Source organism: Thauera sp. (assembly GCF_034003485.1).
Classification (GTDB): Bacteria; Pseudomonadota; Gammaproteobacteria; order Burkholderiales; family Rhodocyclaceae; genus Thauera.
The window spans coordinates 1-19,129 of the sequence record NZ_JAVEYL010000037.1 but is presented as its reverse complement, the minus strand read 5'-3'; the positions used below and the strand labels follow the sequence as shown (position 1 = coordinate 19,129).

The following is a 19,129-nucleotide window of genomic DNA, read 5'->3' as shown; positions in this document are numbered from 1 at the left end:
ACGAGCAGGTCGTCAGCAAGACCGATGCGGTTGCGCTCCTGAGCGAGGCCGCGCGCCGGCGCAGCGGTCACCTGGCGTGGCTGGAGGCGGGCGGCGAGACGCTGATCATCGACGCCATGCAGGCGCTGGGCGCGGATTACTTTCGCATCGGCGACCGCCTCGACACCGTGATGGGCACCGAGAAGGCGCGCGCCTTCGTGCTCGACGTGATGGCACTGGCGATGGGCGCCGCGCAGCAGCACCAGCCGCTGGCGCTGGTCGCCGACGACACGCGTCTGCTGCTCACCCGCTACCTGCACCGGCACGACGAGTTCGACCTGCTTGCCGAGCACGCCGCCTACTGCCACGCCATGGCCGAGGGCTTGCGCGATGGTCTTGCCCACGGTCACGAGCGCGACCGCAAGGCCGCGCGCGAGTTTGCCGAGCGCGCCAAGGACTGGGAGCGCCGCGCCGACCAGTTGGTGATGGATGCGCGCGCCCGCGCTGAAGCCCGGCCGCGCTGGGAAGCGTTCGCCGAGCTGGTGGAGACCGCCGACGACGTGGCCGACGCGCTCGAGGAGGCCGCCTTCCTGCTGTCCCTGATCGCGGCCGACCACCACCAGGGCTGGCGCGGAGAGGTGCACCAGACCATGCAGTTACTGGCCGACGCGGTGCTCGGCGCGGCGCAGGACCACGTGCGTGCGCTCGAGGTGGCGCGCACGATGGGCGAGGGCAGCAGCGCCGAGGATCACGAGGAGTTCGTCGCTGCGCTGTGGCGGGTGCTCAACGCCGAACGCCAGTGCGACGTGCTGCTGCGCGACGTGCGGCGTGCGCTGGCCGAGCATGTCAGCGACGCCGCGACCTTGAACCTGAGCACCGACTTCGCGCAGGCGCTGGAGTCGGCTTCGGACTGGCTGCTGGCGACCGGCTACGGCCTGCGCCGGCTGGCCTTCAGCCGTGTGGGGGTGGGGCAATGAACGCACGAGTGCAACAGGCGACGCCGAGCGACGCCACCCGCCTTCCGACCGACGAGCGCTGCGTCGTGCACATGATCCATCGCGACGTGCCGCTGCCGCCGGGCAGCGGCACGGCCACGCTCGGCGCCAAGGCCTGGAACCTGGCGCGCATGGCCGCGCTCGGGCTGCCGGTGCCGCCGGGCTTCGTGATCGGCACCGGCTGGTGCGTGCAGGCGCAGGCGCTCGAAGACGGTCACTGGCGCCCCGCGCTGCAGACGCTCGAGCAGGTCTGCGGGCTGCGCCTGGGTGACCCGCGCCATCCGCTGCTGGTGTCGGTGCGCTCCGGCGCGCCGGTGTCGATGCCGGGGATGATGGAGACCCTGCTCAACATCGGCCTCAGCGCCACGACCCTGCCCGGTTTCATCCGCAGCACCGGGCATCCGCGCCTGGCGTGGGATGCCTACCGTCGCCTGATCGCCGGCTACGGCGAGGTCGTCGCCGGCATCGATGCCGCCCACTTCGAGGCCGACCTGGATGAATTGCGCGGCGCGACCGACGAACGCGAGCTCGACTTTTCCGTGCTGCGCGCGCTCGCCGAGCGCCATCTCGACACCTACCAGCGCGAGGCCGGCGAAGCGTTTCCGCAGGACGCGCACGAGCAGCTCCGGCAGGCGATCGCCGCCGTGTTCGCGTCGTGGAGCAGCGACAAGGCGCGCACCTACCGCACGATGCACAGCATCGACCACCGCATCGGCACGGCGGTGACGGTGCAGCGCATGGTGTTCGGCAATGCGGGCGGGCTGTCGGGCGCGGGGGTGGGCTTCACCCGCGACCCGAGCAGCGGCGAGCCGCAGCCGTGGGTGGATTTCCTCTTCAACGCCCAGGGCGAGGATGTGGTGAGTGGGCGGCGCAGCGCGCTCGGGCACGAGGCGCTGGCGGCGGTGGCGCCCACCGTGTGGCAGGCGCTGCTCGACGCCACGGCCCGCCTCGAGCGCACCTTCGGCGACATGCAGGACTTCGAGTTCACCGTGCAGCAGGGTCAGCTCCACCTGCTGCAGACCCGCAAGGGCAAGCGCACGCCGCTCGCCGCCGCGCGCATCGCGCTCGATCTGCTGGACGAAGGCGTGATCGAAGCGCACACGGCCGCCGAGCGCACGCGCGGGCTCGATGCGCGCGCGCTGGTGCAGCGTCGGATCGGGTCAGCGGACGGCGCGCCGATTGAGCCCATCGCCCACGCGCCGAGCGCCGCGAGCGGGGTCGCCTGCGGCGAGATCGCGCTGGACGAGGCGCGCGCCCGCGCACGGCGCAAGGCCGGGGCGCGCGTGATCCTGGTGCGGCACGACGCCGAGACGCGCGACATCGCCGCGCTCGATCTCGCCGACGGGCTGCTGACCTGCCGTGGGGCGCGCACCTCGCACGCGGCGGTGGTGGCGCGCCAGCTCGGCAAGGTCTGCCTGGTCGGCTGCGAGGCCCTGCACATCGACGAGGCCGGGCGCAGCGTGCACTTTGGCGAACGCGTGCTGCCCGAGGGCGCGGTGCTCACCCTCGACGGCAACGAAGGCGCGATCTACGCCGGCGCCACGGGGATCGTCGAGACCGTGCCCGAGGCGCTGCTTGCCCGCCTCAATACGTTGCATCACCAGTCTGTGCCTGCCGTGCAATCCTGATCCGCGAGCACGCTCGGATGCCTCGGCGTCGGCTTAGGGCAGGTAGCGGCCGATCCTCGCCAACTCGCGCTGCAAGCGTGGCCGATCCGTCTCGATGCCAGCCTGCACGAGGACGAGCAGGCGCTCGATGCGGGCGCGGAGAATGTGATAGAGGTCGAGCAGCTCGTGGTCGCTGCGACTTGAAAACCCCTTGTGTCGGGCGGGTCTGTGGACACCCCAGTGCGCGCTCAGCGCATCCGGTCTGCAGCACGGGCAGGCCTGCTCGGCGGCGACCGAGCAAACGGTGATCAGGACGTCGCTCTCGGATGGGCTGTCGCGGGGCGATTCCGCAGTCTCCAGGGCCGGCTGGATACCCTGCTTCGCAAGCAGGCGGAGGGCAGCGGGATCGGGTGGGCCTGCATGGTCGCAGCTTGCGCGTCGTGCTGTGCAGCCGGGCGGCGCCAGATGATTGAAGACGGCTTCGGCAAGTAGCGTGCGGCAGTCGTTGCCCTTACCCAGGAAGAGAACGTGCATGGACGGGACCTCCAGTCATGCCGGCGAGCCCGTGTAGGTCTGGGGGGCCTTTCTGATCCGCTTCGGCGCTACGTATCGCCGTCTCGATGGGCTACCAGCACCTGCAACTCTGTTCCCGCTGCGTTGCCGTCTGATGACGACACTGTTTCAGCGTCGGGGAGCGGGTCACGGCTTTCGGGGAAGTGCGCAGCCTGCGCAGTGGTAGCCATAGCGTGAGGTGCCACGTACCGCTTGTCGGCGCCCCTTCACGACTCGGCTCTTGCGGCATTTCCGACACTTGAACGAGGGAAGGGTGATGCCCGCGAGCCCGGCGAGACGTTGCGTAGCCTCGCGGTACAGATCGATCGAATGCTGGCTTTCATTTCTGCTCGTGAGCGGCATGCGCACTCCTTGAGTGATCACCGGGTTCTGGGAATGCAGCGTTGTGTCTTGCAGTGTCGGTGTCCAGGGTTGCAAGCCCGTGAAGCTCGGGCGTCGGCGGTGTCAGGGGCGTCACGTTAGCGTCATGATTCTGTAAGACGATGGGTGCGTCGAAACGCATTGGTCGATCTTGGATCGAAAACGTTATGGAAAGACTGGATATTGGCGACCTTCATCGCCGGATCGAGCGTGAGCTGCTGGACAGCTACGATGAGGAGCTCGAACTCGAGCTAGACGATCAGCGCTTCGACGAACTGGGAGACGGGACGTCGCAGCCCCAGACGGCGGACGATCGCTCGCAACGGCGCAGATACTTCACCGAGTTGCTGCGCTTGCAGGGCGAGCTGGTGAAGTTGCAGGACTGGGTGGCCACCACCAGGCATCGGGTGGTGATCCTCTTCGAAGGGCGTGATGCAGCAGGGAAGGGCGGGGTCATCAAGCGCATCACCCAGCGCCTCAATCCGCGTGTCTGCCGGGTCGTCGCGCTCCCGGCGCCCAACGACCGCGAGCGCACGCAATGGTATTTCCAGCGCTACGTTCCGCACCTGCCCGCAGCGGGCGAAATCGTGCTGTTCGACCGGAGCTGGTACAACCGTGCCGGGGTCGAGCGGGTGATGGGGTTCTGCACCGACGACGAGTACGAGGAGTTCTTCCGCTCGGTCCCCGAGTTCGAGCGCATGCTGGTCCGCTCCGGGATCCAGCTCATCAAATACTGGTTCTCGATCACCGACGAGGAGCAGCATTTCCGCTTCATGTCGCGCATCCACGATCCGCTCAAGCAGTGGAAGCTGAGCCCGATGGATCTCGAGTCACGGGCGCGCTGGGAGCGCTACACGGTCGCGAAGGAGACGATGCTCGAGCGCACCCACATCCGAGAGGCGCCGTGGTGGATCGTCGAGGCGAACGACAAGAAGGCGGCGCGGCTCAACTGCATCCACCATCTCCTCGGTCAGATGCCCTACACCGAAGTGCAGCGGCCGCTGGTCGAACTGCCCGCACGCGTGCGCCACGCCGACTACACTCGCCATCCGGTTCCGCGCGAGATGGTCGTGCCGGCCTGGTTCCGCTAGACGACGCTCCAGCGCGCGCCTGCGGCCAGAGGCGCTCGCCTCGTTTTACGCAGCCGAGCGGATGGGGATCGAAGCGGCTGGCAGGATCTGGTCGGCCTGCGGCACTTGGTGCTCTGCGACAGCCAGTCCGCTCTCGATCGTGGCCAGCACGAAATTCGAGTAGCGGTTGTCGTCCGTGATCTCGTCGCCAACCCAGTCGGGCAGATCCAGGGCGGTGTGCTCGTGCGCCAGTTCGACCTCGGCGACGATCACGCCCGCGTGGCGGCCCTCGAAAACATCGACCTCGAACACATGCGGGCCGTGATCGATCAGGTAACGGGTCTTGCGCACGATGCGTCCCGAACAGTGATTCGCGATCATCGCCTCGGCGTCCGCAACCGGGATCACGTACTCGAATTCCTCGCGGCTGTAGCGGGCCTTGGGTGACTTCAAGGTGAGGTAGGCGCGATCGCCACGGATACGGACCCGCGTCGACATCGACCCGGATTCCTTGGCGAGGTAGCCCTGGATGATCCGCTCGCCCTGACGGCCGTCGAGAATGCGGGGGTCGCGGACCAGAAACTTGCGTTCGATTTCGCGCGCCATAAGGCTCTGCATCGCTTGGTGAGGGCGCGATTGTAACAAGATCACTGATGGCTTGGTCGCCTCGGGTGCGTGGGACACCCGTGGGGCCTGGGCGGGCGTGTGCCGATCCCGGCGTGGCGGAATAGCGTTGCGTCAGGCCTTGCCCTTCTTGAGCAGCCCGTGCTTGATGGCGACGTTGGTAGGGAGGTTGAATCTGGAGGGTAACTGGCGGCGTTTGAACCAGCCGTAGCGCGAGTGCTCGCGGTTCAGGCGGGGCGCGAGTTCGCGCTCGACTTCGAGCAGGAAATAATGGAGTTCGCGATCGTCGGCATCGCGGTAGCGAATGGTCGAGATCCGCCTCAGGGCTTTCGGCTTGATCCGCAGTCCGGCCTCTTCGGCGAGCTCTCGCGTCAGGGCTCGGGCGGGCGCCTCGCCACGATCGACCCGGCCGCCGAAGAGGTTCCAGGCGCCGCCGTTATTGACGGCGTGTGAGCGCTTGCCCAGGAGATAGGTGTCCGTCTTCGTGCAATGAATGACTGCCCAGGCACCCGGGGGAGGAGCGGAGGAGAGACGTTCCTTGGCCATGTTCGCGAGGGGATCGTTGTTGGGCGTTGTAGGGAAGTGGGGAGCTGCCGACAGATAACAATATAAAGCGTTTATATAATATAAATATGGCGATTTTATTTCAGCATTCTGACGACTGATTTGCCGATCATCCCGACTGCCAGTTGCGAAGCAGAAACACCCCAGCCATGACGACGGTGCCCGCGACCATGCCGCGTCGCAGGTGCCCCTCCTTGAACCACAGCGCGCCGATCAGGACCGCAAAGATCACCGAGCTTTCGCGCAGTGCCGCCACCATGGCGATCGGGGCCTGCGTCATCGCCCACAGCACGGTGGCGTAGGCGAGCATGGCGGCTATCGCGCCCACAAACCCGAGGCGCCAGTGACTCACGAAATAGCGCTGCAACGCGCCGGGGTCGCTGCGCAGACCGGCGAGCAGGACACCGATGGGTTCCAGCAGGCTGAGGCAGAACACGTAGGCGAGCGGGTTGCCGGCGAGACGCGCACCCTGGCCGTCGACGAGCGTGTAGGCTGAGATGGCCACGGCGTTCAGCACGGCAGCGTGCGTCGAAGGGTGTGAAACGATGCGGGCCAGGGGCAAGCCCGACGCGAACCCTATGCCGATGACCCCGCAACTGATGAGAGCGATGCCCAGGGCTCCCTCCGGGCCCAGCGCCTCGCCGAGCACGGGGCCCGAAAGGACACCCACGATCAACGGTGGCAGGCCGCGCATCAAGGTGTAGCTGGTGGCAAGCTGGCCACCCTCGTAGGCCCTGATGAGCAGCATGATGTAGGCACTATGGATGACGGCCGAGAGCGCCAGGTAGGGCCAGCTCTCGGGCGCGGGCAGGCCGGTGAAGAGCAGCCCCACGGCGCCGACCGCCGCGCTGCAGGCGTGGAGCAGCAGCGTGTAGAGCCGCTTGTCGCCTGCACCCCGGATCAGCGCGTTCCAGCTGGCGTGGAGCAGGGCGGCGGCGAGGACGGCGAGGACGATGCCTGGCGTCATCGCCATGTCAGGCGCGGGACTCAGTGTCCAGCGCATCGACGATGCGCCCGAGCGCCCACCACAGGTCGTCCTCTTCGATGTTCAGGGGTGGCGCCAGCACCAGGACGTTGCCCTGGCCGACCTTGAAGGAGATCCCGTCCGACAGGCATCGGTACAGCACAGCCTCGGCCAGATCCTGCGCGCGGCGGGTTGCGGTGTCCTTCAGTTCGATCCCGATCAGCAGGCCGGCTGAGCGGATGGAGGCGATGGCGTCGGTCTGCGCGCTCGCCTGCGCTTGCTCCAGGTAGGCCGTGGTGGCGTTGCCGAGGCGCAGACTACGCTGCAACAGCTGCTCCTCCTCGAGGACATCGAGCACGGCCAGGCCGGCCGCACAGGCCAGCGGGTTCTTCTCGTGCGTGTAGTGGCCGAGCGAGATGTGCTGACCGACGTCGAAGCGCGCTCGCGCGATCAGGGCGGCCAGCGGCATCGACCCACCGCCCAGACCCTTGCCGATGACGATCATGTCCGGCTCGATTCCGTAGCGCTCGATCGCGAACAGATGTCCGGTGCGGCCGAGCGCGATCGGGATCTCGTCGAGGATCAGCAGGGCGCCGTGGCGGTCGCAAATCTGGCGCAGGCGGCGGTAGTAGTCGAGCGGCGGAATCTGCACGTCGGTGCAGCGGATCGTCTCCACCACCACGGCGGCGACGTCGCCTTCCTTGCGCAGGCAGTAATCGATGTAGTCGACGCAGCGCAAGGCGCAAGTGCCACCGCAACCGAACACGCATTGCGCCGGGTCGCACGGGGGGACGTGCTCGGTGCCGGGGAGCAGGGGGCCGATCCCCCGGCGGAACACCGCCTCGCCCCCGATCGAGATGGCGTCGAGCGAGGCGCCGTGGAATGCGTCCCACATCGACAGGGTCTTGAAGCGGCCGGTGACCAGCCGCGCGAGCTTGAGCGCCATGCCGATCGCCGCCGTGCCGCCGGGCGCGAACAGCAGCTTTGCGTCCTCCATCGGGGCGGCCGTGCACAGCCGGCGTGCCAGTTCGATGGCCGGGCGGTTGGTGTAGCGGCGGGGGCTGAAGGGCAGGGCGTCGAGCGTCTCGCGCAGGGCTGCCATCACCCTCGGGTGGCCATAGCCGACCTGGTGCAGGCTGTTGCCATGGAAGTCGAGGATCCGGCGGCCCGCCGTGTCGGTCAGCCATGCGCCGTGGGCGCCCTCGAGCACGTTGAGACAGGGGGTGCTCATCGATTGATGCAGGAACCAGCGTGCGTCCTCGTCCAGCAGCGCCCGGGTCTCCTCGTCGATGTGCGCCGACTGCCACGCAGTCCGGCGATCGTCGAGGTTGACGTCGCCCTCCGAGCGGTCGATCTCAGCGCGCATGGGGTCCTCCCGCAGGGTGTGGTTCCAGATGAGCCCCGTCACGCAGCATGCGCTGCCGGCCGCCCTCGGCGTGGGCGAGGAGCGCCTGCGCGCAGCGTTCGCCATCCCCCGTGGCCAGCAGGTCGACGATCGCGCTGTGCTCATCGGCGAAGTGCGGGATCGCCATCGGGGCGAACAGGTTACGGCGCCGGAACAGGGTGAGTTGCTTGACGAGCTTGCGATAGATGTCGATGAGCGGCTGGTTGCCGGTCATCTCCACGATCTGGTCGTGAAACCTGAGGTTGAGCACATGAAACCCGTCGATGTCCTCGGTGGCCGCCGCTGCCTGCATGCGGTCGGTCATGCCGCGTAGCTTTGCGAGCTGGGCAGGGGTGATGCGGGTTGCAAGCAGCCGGCCGGCCGTCGCATCGAGCCCGGCGCGCACCTCGTAGATGTCGGCGGCCTCGTCGAGCGCGATCTCGCGTACGAACGCGCCGCGATTCTTTTCCTGCCGGATCAGTCCGGACTCCTCGAGCATGCGGAACGCCTCGCGTAGCGGGCCGCGCGAGACACCGAGGCGCTCGGCCAGCGCCACCTCGTTGAGCTTGGCGCCGGGGGCAAGCTCGCCCGAGAGGATCAGCTTCTCGACCGATTCGGCCACGAGTCTGGTCAGTGAGGTGCGCTGCACGAGGGTGAGCGCGGTGTCGGTGGGGTCGGCAAGCAGGGCGGACATTTCGATCACGGGTGCGAAGAGGTGGCGCCAGTGTAGATCATTTTTCTAGATTGTATATTGTCAACAATCTGCAATGTACGGAGGCTAACCTGCCTGCAGTCTAGTCGGGCGCCTTGACCTTCCAGTGACAGGAACAGCCCCGACAAGCTGCGTTGCCCCTTTCATCCTGGAGATGTCGCATGACGCTCAAACGCCTTGCCCAAAGCCTCGCCGCCCTTGGCCTTGCACTGTCCGTGTCGATCCCGGCACATGCCGAAAACACGGTGCTCAACGTCTATACCGCGCTTGAGACCGATCAATTGAAGGCCTATCAGGAAGCCTTCAACAAGCAGCATCCGGACATCGAGATCAAGTGGACACGCGACTCGACCGGCATCATCACCGCCAAGCTGCTGGCCGAGAAGAACAAGCCGGTGGCCGACGTCATCATGGGCGTGGCGGCCTCCAGCATGGTGGTGTTCGATCGCGAGAACATGCTCCAGCCCTATGCACCGCAGAACCTCAAGGAGATCAACCCGAAGTTCCGCGATGCCGCCAACCCGCCGAAGTGGGTCGGCATGGACGTCTGGGGTGCGGCCGTCTGCTACAACGTCGCCGAGATGCAGAAGCAGGGCCTGCCGCGTATCGAGAGCTGGAAAGATCTGCTCAAGCCCGAGTTCAAGGGCAAGGTGGTGATGCCCAACCCGAACTCGTCGGGTACCGGCTTCCTCGACGTGACCGCCTGGCTGCAGATCTTCGGCGAGAAGGGCGGCTGGGCGTACATGGACAAGCTGCACGACAACGTCGCCGTCTATACCCACTCCGGTTCCAAACCCTGCGTGATGGCCGGTGCCGGCGAGTTCCCGGTCGGCATCTCGTTCGAATATCGCGCGAATACCGTGCGCGAGAAGGGCGCGCCGATCGACGTGATCTTCCCGAGCGAAGGCCTGGGCTGGGACGTCGAAGCCATCGCGATCGTCAAGGACACCCCGCGCGTCGAGGCTGCCGGCAAGCTCGCCGACTGGGCCGCGACCCGTGAGGCCAACGAGCTCTACGCCAAGAACTTCGCCGTCGTCGCCATCCCGGGCATCGCCACCCGCCTCAAGCACGTTCCCAGCGATTACGAACAGCGCCTGGTGAAGAACGACTTCGCCTGGATGGCGCAGAACCGCGACGCGATCCTCGCCGAGTGGCAGAAGCGCTACGCGAACAAGTCCGAAGCGAAGAAGTAAGCCCTTGTCCGTCACGTCGCCCGGGCGGTCTTGCCGTCGGGGCGGCGCTTGCCATTTCCGGGATCACGCATGGCGCATCTTGAGATTCGCAACCTGACCAAGCACTTCGGGGCCTTCGTCGCGCTCGACAAGGTCGATCTGGCCGTCGCGCGTGGCGAGTTCCTGGTGCTGCTCGGCCCGTCCGGGTGTGGCAAGACCACGCTGTTGCGCGCGATCGCGGGGCTCGAGCGCCAGGACGCCGGTGAGATCTTTCATGGGGGTGAGGAGATCTCGAAGCGCTCTCCGGCCTTGCGGGACTACGGTATCGTCTTCCAGTCCTACGCGCTGTTTCCGAACCTCACCGTCGCCGAGAACGTCGCCTACGGCTTGAAGAGCCGCAAGGCCGATCGGGGCGCGGGGCGCGAAGGCGTGCGCCGGCGCGTGGCCGAGATGCTCGACCTGGTGGGCCTGCCCGGCATCGAGCACAAATACCCCACCCAGCTCTCGGGCGGTCAGCAGCAGCGCGTCGCGTTGGCGCGCGCGCTGGCGACGGCGCCCGACCTGTTGCTGCTGGACGAACCCTTGTCTGCGCTCGATGCCATCGAGCGCGTGCGGTTGCGTTCCGAGATCCGCCATCTGCAGACCCAGTTGGGCGTGACCACGATCATGGTGACGCACGACCAGGAAGAGGCACTCGCGATGGCCGACCGCATCGTGGTCATGAAGAGCGGCTGTATCCAGCAGGTCGGTGGCCCGCAGGACATCTATCGCGCACCGGCCAACGATTTTGTGGCCGACTTCATCGGGCGCGGCAACCTGATCGAGGGACCTGCCGTCGGAGAGCGTCATGTCCGGATGCGAAATTTGACGCTGCGCTGTGCCGAGCCCCTGTCGCCCGGTCGCTCGCACCGGTTCTACGTTCGCCCCGAGGACGTCTGCCTGTACGACACGCTGGATCAGTGCGAGAACAGCTTCTACGCCTATGTGCAGAAGCACGAATTCCTCGGCGCCTACTCGCTGGTTACCTTGCGTGCGCACGATCTCGCGGAGCAGCCGCTGGTTGCGCAGTTTTCCAGCAACTACCTGGCGGGGCGATCGATCGCTGCCGGCGCCACCCTGCGCGTCGGCATTCCACCCGAGCACTTGCGACCGATGCCGGAGCCGGCATGACGCGACGCACCCTGTCACTGCCTTGGCTGGGCGAGGGCCAGACGACGAGCGAGCGGCTGAGTACCGGGCTGCTCATCGGCGCTGCTCTCTTGTTGTGCGTGTTCCTGATCCTGCCGCTCGGCGTGTTGCTGATGGGCAGTCTGTTCGATGATGCGGGCGAGTTCAGCCTCGTGCGCTTCGTCGAATTTGCCTCGACGCCCGGCATGGGGCGGGCGGTCTGGAACACGATCTGGGTCGCGCTCGTCGTCACGGTCATCACCGTGCCGCTCGCATTTCTCTACGCCTACGCCATCCAGCGCGCCTGTCTGCCGCTGCGCGGGGTGTGGCGGATCGTCGGGCTGTCCGCTCTGCTCGGGCCCTCGCTGGTGGGGGCGATTTCCTTCATCCAGTGGTTCGGCACCCAGGGCGTGCTCAAGAGCTGGCTGGGCGACAACTCCGTCTATGGCCCCATCGGCATCATCATCTCGACCGTCTACGCGAGCTTCCCGCATGCGTTGATGATCCTGGTCGTTGCGCTTGCCACCGCCGATGCGCGCCTCTTCGAAGCGGCCGAGGCGCTGTCGGCCTCGCGTTGGCGCAAGTTCGTCACCGTGACGCTGCCGAGCGCGCGCTACGGGCTGATCAGCGCCGCGCTGGTGGTGTTCTCGTACTCGGTCAGCGAGTTTGGCATCCCCAAGGTGATCGGCGGCAACTTCCCGGTGCTTGCGGTCGAGGTGTATGTGCAGGTCGTCGGCATGCACAACTTCGGTCGCGGCGCGGTGGTCGCGCTGCTGCTCCTGCTGCCGGTTTTGGTCGCTTTCGTTGTTGACTGGCGCATTCAGCGCAAGCAGCAGGCGAGCCTCACCGCGCGTGCCGTGCCCTATGTGCCGCGCCCGGACTGGCGCCGCGACGTGCCCTTGCTCGCCTACTGCGTGCTCGTGAGCGTGGCGATGCTGGGCGTGCTGGGCATGGCGGCCTACACATCCTTGGTGAAGTTCTGGCCGTACAACCTCGAGCTCTCACTCACCCATTACCGCTACGGCCTTGCCGAGGCGGGCGTGCTCGACGCCTATCTCAACAGCTTGAAGATCGCCGGTCTGACCACGCTGGTCGGGACGCCCTTCATCTTCCTGGTGGCCTACCTGCTGGAGAAGAACCGCTCCGGCCCGGCCTGGCTGCGCCCGCTGGTCCAGGGCGCGGCAGCGCTGCCGATGGGGGTGCCAGGCCTGGTGCTGGGCATCGGCTACATCCTGTTCTTCAACCATCCGGCGAATCCGCTCAATGGGCTCTATCACACGCTGGCGATCATGGTGATTGCGAACGTGGTGCATTACTACACCTCCTGCCATCTGACGGCGCTGACCGCGCTCAAGAGCATCGACCGCGAGTTCGAGGCGGTGTCGGCCTCGCTGAAGGTGTCGCAGTTCGTGACCCTGTGGCGGGTGACCCTGCCAGTGTGCCTGCCGGCCGTGCTCGAGATCGCGCGCTACCTCTTCATCAACGCGATGACCACGGTCTCCGCGCTGGTCTTCCTGTACTCGCCCAACACCCTGCCGGCCTCGGTCTCGATCCTGAACCTGGACGAGGCGGGCGAGCTCGGACCGGCCGCCGCGATGGCCACGCTGATCGTGATCACCTGTGCGGTGGTCAGCCTCGCGTACTCGCTACTCACCCACTTCCTGTTCCGTCGCCAGCAGGCGTGGCGGAGCCCGTCCCGTTAAAGAATCTGGAGTATTCATGTATTCGATCGATCGCGATCCCTTGCTGCTGACCCCTGGCCCGCTCACCACGTCCCTGCGCACCAAGCAGGCGATGCTGCACGACTGGGGGTCGTGGGATGCGGCCTTCAACCGTATCACCGGCGAGCTGTGCCAGCAGCTCGTGGACATCGTCCATGGCGCCGATACCCACGTCTGCGTCCCGCTGCAGGGCTCGGGCACCTTCTCGGTCGAGGCCGCGCTGGGGACGCTGGTGCCCCGCCAGGGCAAGGTGCTGGTGCCGAACAACGGCGCGTATTGCGCGCGCATCGTCCGCATCCTCGGCTACCTGGGCCGCGACGTGGTGGAGTTGCCGTTTGCCGAGGATTGCCCCGCCGATCCGGCTGCGATCGAAGCAGCACTGGCGGCCGATCCGGCCATCACGCACGTGGCGCAGGTGCACTGCGAGACCGGGACCGGCATTCTCAATCCGCTTCCCGAGATCGCCGCCGTGGTTGCGCGCCAGGGGCGCGGTCTGATCGTCGATGCGATGAGTTCCTTCGGCGCCATCGACATCGATCTGCGTTCGATGCCGATCGATGCGGTGATCGCCGCATCGGGCAAGTGCCTCGAGGGCGTTCCGGGCATGGGCTTCGTCATTGTGCGTCGGGCGGCCCTGGAAGCCTCGGCGGGCAACTGCCATTCGCTGGCGATGGACCTGCACGATCAATGGACCTACATGCAGAAGACCACCCAGTGGCGCTTCACGCCGCCCACCCATGTGGTCGTCGCCCTGCATGAAGCCGTTGCTCAGTACCAGGAGGAAGGCGGCCTGGCCGTACGCGGTGCCCGCTATGCACGCAACTGCGCCGCGCTCGTGCAAGGCATGCGCGGCCTGGGGCTCACGCCCTTTCTTGCCGCCGAGGTGCAGGCGCCGATCATCGTCACCTTCCATGCACCGGCGCATCCGGCCTATGACTTCAAGGCGTTCTACGAACGTGTGCGCGCGCGCGGCTTCATTCTTTACCCGGGCAAGCTGACCCAGGTCGAGACGTTCCGCGTCGGCTGCATCGGCGCCCTGGATGCGCGCGACCTGGAGAAGGTGGTGGCGGCGGTGGGCGACAGCCTGCGCGAACTCGGCATCGTCGTCGATGAGTGAGGGGTGCGGTTTGAACTCAACACGTGACATCCTGATCGTCGGCGGAGGCGTCTTCGGCGCTGCGATTGCCTGGTCCCTGGCCCGGCAGGGGCAGGGACACCGGGTGATGATTCTCGAGCGCGGACACCCCGCCGGCGGGGCGACCAGCCGTGCGGCGGCGCTGGTGACGCAGGTCCGCGACGATCCGCTGCTGGTCGGCCTGGCCCAGGAAACGTTCCGGGCCATGGCAGCGCTCGAGGCGGAGGGTGAGCACCTGGGGCGTCACGCCGTCGGTGCACTTCACGTGGCGTCGAAGCAGGGCGCCGAGGCGTTATTGCAGCGCGCGGAGGCGGCTGCGGCGCTGGGGGTCCGCAGCCAAAGCCTGAGTCTCGCCGAGGCGCAGGCGCGTGCGCCCTGGTTGCGGCCCCAGGCTTACGACTGCGCCGTGCTTTTCCCCGACGACTGCTATGTCGAGCCGTACTTGCTCGCATCGGCGTACATGAGGGCGGCCGTTCGCGGCGGGGTGCAGTTGATGCGAAACGCCGATGTGCGTCATGTGCTGCATGCCGATGGCCACGTAACCGGCGTCGAGCTGAGCGATGGGCGGCGCCTGGACGCACGGATCGTCATCAACGCGGCCGGTGCGTGGGCGAATCTGCTCAGCGTCGAGCTGGGGCTTCCGCTGCCGATGGCGCCGGTCCGCAGCCAATACTGGATCACCGAAGCCGCACCAATCTTTCCGCGCGACGGCGCGATCGTGCTGATCCCCGAGATCCGGGCCTACGCCCGGCCGGAAGTTGGCGGGCTGCTGTTCGGCATCCGTGAGCGGGTGCCTGCGGTGGTCGATGCCCGCGAATTGCCGGCGGAGCTCGACGGCTTCGTCTTCGATCAGGCGGACTCGGAGGGCTGGAGCAATCTGGCCGAGGGTGCCGATGCACTCGATGCGTTCTTTCCGGCTGTCAGGTCGCTGGGGATCGCGCATTACGTGACCGGGCCGAGCAACTACACCGATGACGGGCAACTGATCCTGGGCGCGTCGCGCAACATCGATGGCTTGTTTGTGGCGGCCGGCTGCAACGGCTCGGGCATCACCTTCTCCGGCGGCGTCGGCAGGCTCCTTGCGGAGCTTGTCCTGGCGCAGCCGCCGTTCATCTCGCCCTCAAGCTTCGATCCGGCGCGACGCGGCGCGTTCGACCCCTTTGCACCTGCCTTCCTGGCGGCCTGCGCGGCAACGCGTGCGGGCAAGTCGTCCGGCTGAGCGATCTCGAACTCATCAAGAAAAGGAACACATGACCATGCAACATCAACTCGAAGCGGTGATCTTCGACTGGGCGGGTACGACCGTCGATTTCGGCTCATTCGCCCCCACACAGATCTTCGTGGATGCCTTCAAGCAGGCGTTCGATTTCGATCTCTCGCTCGAGGAAGCCCGGGGGCCGATGGGCCTGGGCAAGTGGCAACACATCGAAGCGCTGGGCGCGGATCCCGTCATCGGCGCTCGCTGGCAGGCGCAGTTCGGCCGCCCGATGAGCCATGCCGACATCGGCCACATCTACCGCACCTTTTTGCCCTTGCAGGTCGAGCGCGTCGCCGCCCACGCGGATCTCATTCCCGGAGCGCTGGAGACGATCGCGGCCTTGCGTAACCGGGGCATGAAAATCGGCTCGACGACCGGCTATCCGCGCCAGGTGATGGAGCGCCTGATGGCAGCGGCGGAGGATAACGGGTATGCCCCCGACTGCATCGTGTGTGCCGACGACCTGGAGGCCGGTGCGCGCCCCGGGCCGTGGATGGCCTTGCAGTGTGTGCTCGAACTGGGCATCGGGAGCGTTGCCCGCTGTGTGAAGGTGGATGACACGGTGCCCGGCATCGCGGAGGGCATCAATGCGGGGATGTGGACCGTCGGCCTCGCTCTGTCCGGCAGCCCGGCTGGTCTGACGCTGGCTGAATACACATCGGCAACGGCTGAGCAACGACGTGAGGTCCGTGAGCGCGTGACACCGGCCTTCGTCGACGCGGGTGCGCATTTTGTCATCGATACGATCGCCGATCTGGTCCCGGTGATTGAAGAGATCGAGGCGCGGCTCAGGAGGGGCGAGCGCCCGTGACGAGTTCGCGGGCGACTGAACTCAGCGCGTTGGTGACCATGCGCTGAGCGCTCTGAGCAGGGCCCGCTTCTTCGACTGATGGGATTGCATCCGCTTCAGGATATCGTCGAGCGTGCGAATGGCCTCGAGGATGTGCGGCCCTTTGTTCAGCATGACGCACTCCGCCCGCTCACCCATGGCGGCATCCGTGATTTCGGCGCGCGATGGCTGCCCGGTCTTGGCGAGGGTTTCCAGTACCTGAGTTGCCCAGATCACCGGCATGTGGGCAGCCTCAGCGGCCCACAGGATTTCTTCCTGCACCTCGGCAAGACGCTCGTAGCCGCACTCGACAGCCAGATCGCCGCGCGCGATCATCACCCCGGCACTGCGGCAGTGCATGGCCGCCAGCATCAGTTCAGGCAGGCGTTCGAAGGCCCGCCGCGTCTCGATCTTCAGCACGACCCCGAGGTGATCCGCCTTCAGCGCTTTCAATTGCGCGTGCAAAGCCTCGACATCGCGGGGGCGCTGCACAAAAGAAAGTCCGACCAGATCGGCATGGCGCGCGACGGCCTCGAGGTCCTCGATGTCCTTGCCGGTCAGCGCCGGCAACTCGAGTTTGCTGTCCGGCAGATTGATGCCTTTGTCGCCCGCAAGGCGGCTGCCCTTGAGGTTCGCGCTGACGATCTGAACGGTCAGCCCCTCGGTGCTCGCCTCGCGGATGACGCCACCAATATGGCCATCGTCGAAGAAGATCCGTTCGCCGGTCCGCACCTGGCCGAACACCTCGGGGAGCGTGCAGGCGATGGACGGCACACGGCGCGGATCCGACCGGTTGTCCGCGCCGAAGGGTTGTGCGATGCCCGACGCGGTTATCCGGAGCAGATCGCCTGTCCGCAACAACAGGCTGCCTGGCGTCTCCGGTACGCCCCTGATTTCACCGCGACGCGCGCCCGTACCCTTGCGCTCACGGCGCAGGTCGATTCCGGGCACGATGTAGGTGCTGCGGTCTGTCTCTGCGATGACGCTTGCGACGGCAACATCGGCGACGGTCAACACCCGATCGGAGCCCCGCGCGTCGGTCAGGGTCAGGAGGTCTCCTTGGCGCAGAGGGAGAAGCCATTCCGGATCGACGCCGATGGCGGGGATCTCGTCCCCGGGGGTAGTGGGGGCAGTCGGAATGAGTCGGACGCGGGCCGGCGCGACCACGATCCCGAAGGCGTCGCGCCGAGGCTGCAGCTTCAGGACGTCCGGGCCCGCAGCGATCTCGCCGGTGCGAAGTTTGGGCCCACCCAGATCCATCAGGATTCGAACATCGACGCTGTGTGCCCGCGCGGCGTTTCGCACATGCTCGGCCATCGATCGCCATTTGTCCGCGTCATCATGCGCGCAGTTGATACGGGCGATGTTCATCCCGCAGACGACGAGTTGCTCAACGAGGTCGAAGTCGCTCGCCGCTTCCGAGGGCAGGGTAACCATGATCCGGACCGCCCGGTCGCCGGGCTGGGGGCCGAGCAAGTCCACACTGTGCTGTTCAAGCAGTCGGCGACTGCTGTTGATGCCGACGGGCTCGTCGTCCGAGCGGTCGGACCAGGCCTGATGGGTGAGTCGGTGCAGGATCCCGAGCACCTTGTCTACGTTCGCCAGCACGTGGGATTCCGCGTGCCCGAGCGAGGACAGCCCAAGACTGGCGAGCTTCAGTTGCAGATGCCTTCGATCCTTGCGGCGCAGGGCGATGTAGTGGGCCAGGTTGCGGGCGCTCGCTTTGAGCGCCTCGGACGGCTCACCGAGCTTCCCTTCGAACTCAAGCAGTTCTTGCCGCAACACCCACAGCTCGTCGATGAGCGCCAGGCACGCTGCCTGGTCCCATTCGCTTCGGGTTTGCTTGCCCTCGTGGGGGGCGCTTGGGGGTGCAATTTGCGCGGACTCATCCGCTGCTGCAGATCTGAGCTGGCCATCGAGCATGGCGCGGTCCTCAACGAGAGCGTCCATCAGAACAGGCTTTCATTTGCCTGAAACAATGATGCGCCGCGCTGATGACTGATTCGTGACGCGCCAGCCTTGCAGCCGATCCCGCGTTCTGCCCGCCCCGCACACCGGGCCGCAGCAGGGCGATGGTGATTTCGCCCTTGATGGCCGTGGCGAACATGCCGATCGTCACGCTGGCATATCAAGCGGCTGAACGACAAATCGAAAAATGGAATCACCAGGCGGAAGTCGAGGCGCTCGGGGCAATGGGACAGGGCGTTCGGGCTCCGCCGTCGAGCTTGTCGAGACGCCCTGGCCCAACATTGAGGACCTCTTGCTGAACAACCCGACTCATCCGCTCGGCGATGTCACGATGTCCCTTGGCGGCCAATCAGCCCATCCGGGCGAGGGCCGCCTGATGACCTGTTAGTGAAGGCCGATCGTACCGTCCATGAAGCCGGAGGCGGGCGAAGAAACGGCGCGTCGTGCATGCGGCCTGCGGCAGCGACGTCGCGCCAGTATCAAAGTGGAACCAGCGGCCGATGCTCGACCCATACGCAAGCAACAAACGGCGCGCACTAGGCCTTGTGCTGTTCGCGCAGCTTGGCCACATTGCGCTGCCATTCCGCCAAGGCGTCGTGGTCGTCGACCAAGTCTGCGATGCGCGGTTTGGACAGGGCTTGCGATCCATCGTAGCGCCGGCTCGATTGAGACGCGTTGGCTGTAACGAAACGGTGCGGATCTGCGACGGTGTGGCCGAGTGGGTCATGAGCGCGTTGCATTTTGGATTACTCCTGTCGTGCAGCGGTAGAAAGCCCCGAGGCGGGGCCTGGATGTTTGCCCGAAAGCGATGAATCGTTCAGCTCGCCCGGGATTTTCCGCCTAAACAATCGATCGTCCAGTTACGTTTTTGTGACGGCGTGGGCGTGGGCGCCGGCATCGGAGATGACCCGTCGAACCGACAATGCTCTCAACTTTAGCTTATAGCCCTTGTGAACCCTATGGGAAACGGGTAAAATGGCGTTCGTTAAGTCATTGATAAATAGACAATATGAACTCGAATACTCGACCACGAGTCGCTGCTGTCCG

18 protein-coding genes are annotated in these 19,129 nt (G+C 66.4%); 9 read left to right on the top strand and 9 right to left on the bottom strand.

What is annotated here, in order from left to right:
• The coding region (locus RBT54_RS16220) for a DUF47 family protein (RefSeq protein WP_320368101.1) at positions 1-956 on the top strand (956 nt) is incomplete at its 5' end.
• Positions 953-2,602, top strand: coding sequence for a PEP/pyruvate-binding domain-containing protein (locus RBT54_RS16215; protein WP_320368100.1), 1,650 nt, complete (start codon positions 953-955; stop codon positions 2,600-2,602). The genes RBT54_RS16220 and RBT54_RS16215, both read left to right, overlap by 4 nt.
• A gap of 33 nt (positions 2,603-2,635) precedes the next feature.
• Here the strand turns inward: RBT54_RS16215 and RBT54_RS16210 are convergent, their stop codons facing one another.
• On the bottom strand, positions 2,636-3,115 hold the full coding sequence (locus tag RBT54_RS16210) for a low molecular weight phosphatase family protein (protein ID WP_320368099.1): 480 nt from the start codon (positions 3,113-3,115) through the stop codon (positions 2,636-2,638).
• A gap of 566 nt (positions 3,116-3,681) precedes the next feature.
• Between RBT54_RS16210 and ppk2 the strand changes: the two genes are divergently transcribed.
• Positions 3,682-4,605 carry a polyphosphate kinase 2 gene (gene ppk2, locus RBT54_RS16205; RefSeq protein WP_320368098.1) on the top strand — a complete coding sequence of 308 codons (924 nt, stop codon included), beginning with the start codon at positions 3,682-3,684 and terminating at the stop codon, positions 4,603-4,605.
• Positions 4,606-4,650: 45 nt separating this feature from the next.
• On the opposite strand, the gene RBT54_RS16200 is transcribed toward ppk2, so the two are convergent.
• The 5 genes from RBT54_RS16200 to RBT54_RS16180 all read right to left on the bottom strand — a co-directional run bounded on the left by RBT54_RS16200 (position 4,651) and on the right by RBT54_RS16180 (position 8,814).
• Positions 4,651-5,190 carry a CYTH domain-containing protein gene (locus RBT54_RS16200; RefSeq protein ID WP_320368097.1) on the bottom strand — a complete coding sequence of 180 codons (540 nt, stop codon included), beginning with the start codon at positions 5,188-5,190 and terminating at the stop codon, positions 4,651-4,653.
• A 132-nt stretch (positions 5,191-5,322) separates the two neighbouring features.
• Positions 5,323-5,754 (bottom strand): NUDIX hydrolase, encoded by a 432-nt coding sequence (locus RBT54_RS16195; RefSeq protein WP_320368096.1) that lies wholly within the window; start codon positions 5,752-5,754, stop codon positions 5,323-5,325.
• Between the two features lie 127 nt (positions 5,755-5,881).
• Positions 5,882-6,745 carry a DMT family transporter gene (locus RBT54_RS16190; RefSeq protein ID WP_320368095.1) on the bottom strand — a complete coding sequence of 288 codons (864 nt, stop codon included), beginning with the start codon at positions 6,743-6,745 and terminating at the stop codon, positions 5,882-5,884.
• Position 6,746: 1 nt separating this feature from the next.
• Entirely contained in the window at positions 6,747-8,102 is a 1,356-nt protein-coding gene (locus RBT54_RS16185; protein ID WP_320368094.1) for an aspartate aminotransferase family protein, read from the bottom strand.
• A complete protein-coding gene (locus tag RBT54_RS16180; protein ID WP_320368093.1) occupies positions 8,092-8,814 on the bottom strand; it encodes a phosphonate utilization associated transcriptional regulator in 723 nt (240 codons plus the stop codon). The genes RBT54_RS16185 and RBT54_RS16180 overlap by 11 nt, the downstream gene beginning before the upstream one ends.
• A gap of 179 nt (positions 8,815-8,993) precedes the next feature.
• Between RBT54_RS16180 and RBT54_RS16175 the strand changes: the two genes are divergently transcribed.
• The 6 genes from RBT54_RS16175 to phnX all read left to right on the top strand — a co-directional run bounded on the left by RBT54_RS16175 (position 8,994) and on the right by phnX (position 16,096).
• A complete protein-coding gene (locus RBT54_RS16175; RefSeq protein ID WP_320368092.1) occupies positions 8,994-10,025 on the top strand; it encodes a putative 2-aminoethylphosphonate ABC transporter substrate-binding protein in 1,032 nt (343 codons plus the stop codon).
• A 69-nt stretch (positions 10,026-10,094) separates the two neighbouring features.
• Complete coding sequence (locus RBT54_RS16170) at positions 10,095-11,174, top strand: putative 2-aminoethylphosphonate ABC transporter ATP-binding protein (RefSeq protein ID WP_320368091.1); 1,080 nt, start codon at positions 10,095-10,097, stop codon at positions 11,172-11,174.
• Positions 11,171-12,874, top strand: coding sequence for a putative 2-aminoethylphosphonate ABC transporter permease subunit (locus RBT54_RS16165; protein WP_320368090.1), 1,704 nt, complete (start codon positions 11,171-11,173; stop codon positions 12,872-12,874). Before RBT54_RS16170 ends, RBT54_RS16165 begins: the two co-directional genes overlap by 4 nt.
• Before the next feature lie 16 nt (positions 12,875-12,890).
• Complete coding sequence (locus RBT54_RS16160; RefSeq protein ID WP_320368089.1) at positions 12,891-14,009, top strand: 2-aminoethylphosphonate--pyruvate transaminase; 1,119 nt, start codon at positions 12,891-12,893, stop codon at positions 14,007-14,009.
• Positions 14,010-14,019: 10 nt separating this feature from the next.
• On the top strand, positions 14,020-15,246 hold the full coding sequence (locus RBT54_RS16155; RefSeq protein ID WP_320368088.1) for an FAD-dependent oxidoreductase: 1,227 nt from the start codon (positions 14,020-14,022) through the stop codon (positions 15,244-15,246).
• 37 nt (positions 15,247-15,283) lie between these two features.
• Entirely contained in the window at positions 15,284-16,096 is an 813-nt protein-coding gene (gene phnX / locus RBT54_RS16150; protein ID WP_320368087.1) for a phosphonoacetaldehyde hydrolase, read from the top strand.
• 21 nt (positions 16,097-16,117) lie between these two features.
• On the opposite strand, the gene RBT54_RS16145 is transcribed toward phnX, so the two are convergent.
• The 3 genes from RBT54_RS16145 to RBT54_RS16135 form a co-directional block, all read right to left on the bottom strand.
• Complete coding sequence (locus RBT54_RS16145; RefSeq protein WP_320368086.1) at positions 16,118-18,064, bottom strand: pyruvate kinase; 1,947 nt, start codon at positions 18,062-18,064, stop codon at positions 16,118-16,120.
• Positions 18,048-18,233, bottom strand: a complete 186-nt coding sequence (locus RBT54_RS16140) for a hypothetical protein (RefSeq protein ID WP_320368085.1) — start codon at positions 18,231-18,233, stop codon at positions 18,048-18,050. The genes RBT54_RS16145 and RBT54_RS16140 overlap by 17 nt, the downstream gene beginning before the upstream one ends.
• A 385-nt stretch (positions 18,234-18,618) precedes the next feature.
• The gene (locus tag RBT54_RS16135) at positions 18,619-18,822 is read right to left on the bottom strand and encodes a hypothetical protein (protein WP_320368084.1); all 204 of its coding nucleotides are present in this window, start codon (positions 18,820-18,822) and stop codon (positions 18,619-18,621) included.
• Between the last annotated feature and the right edge of the window lie 307 nt (positions 18,823-19,129).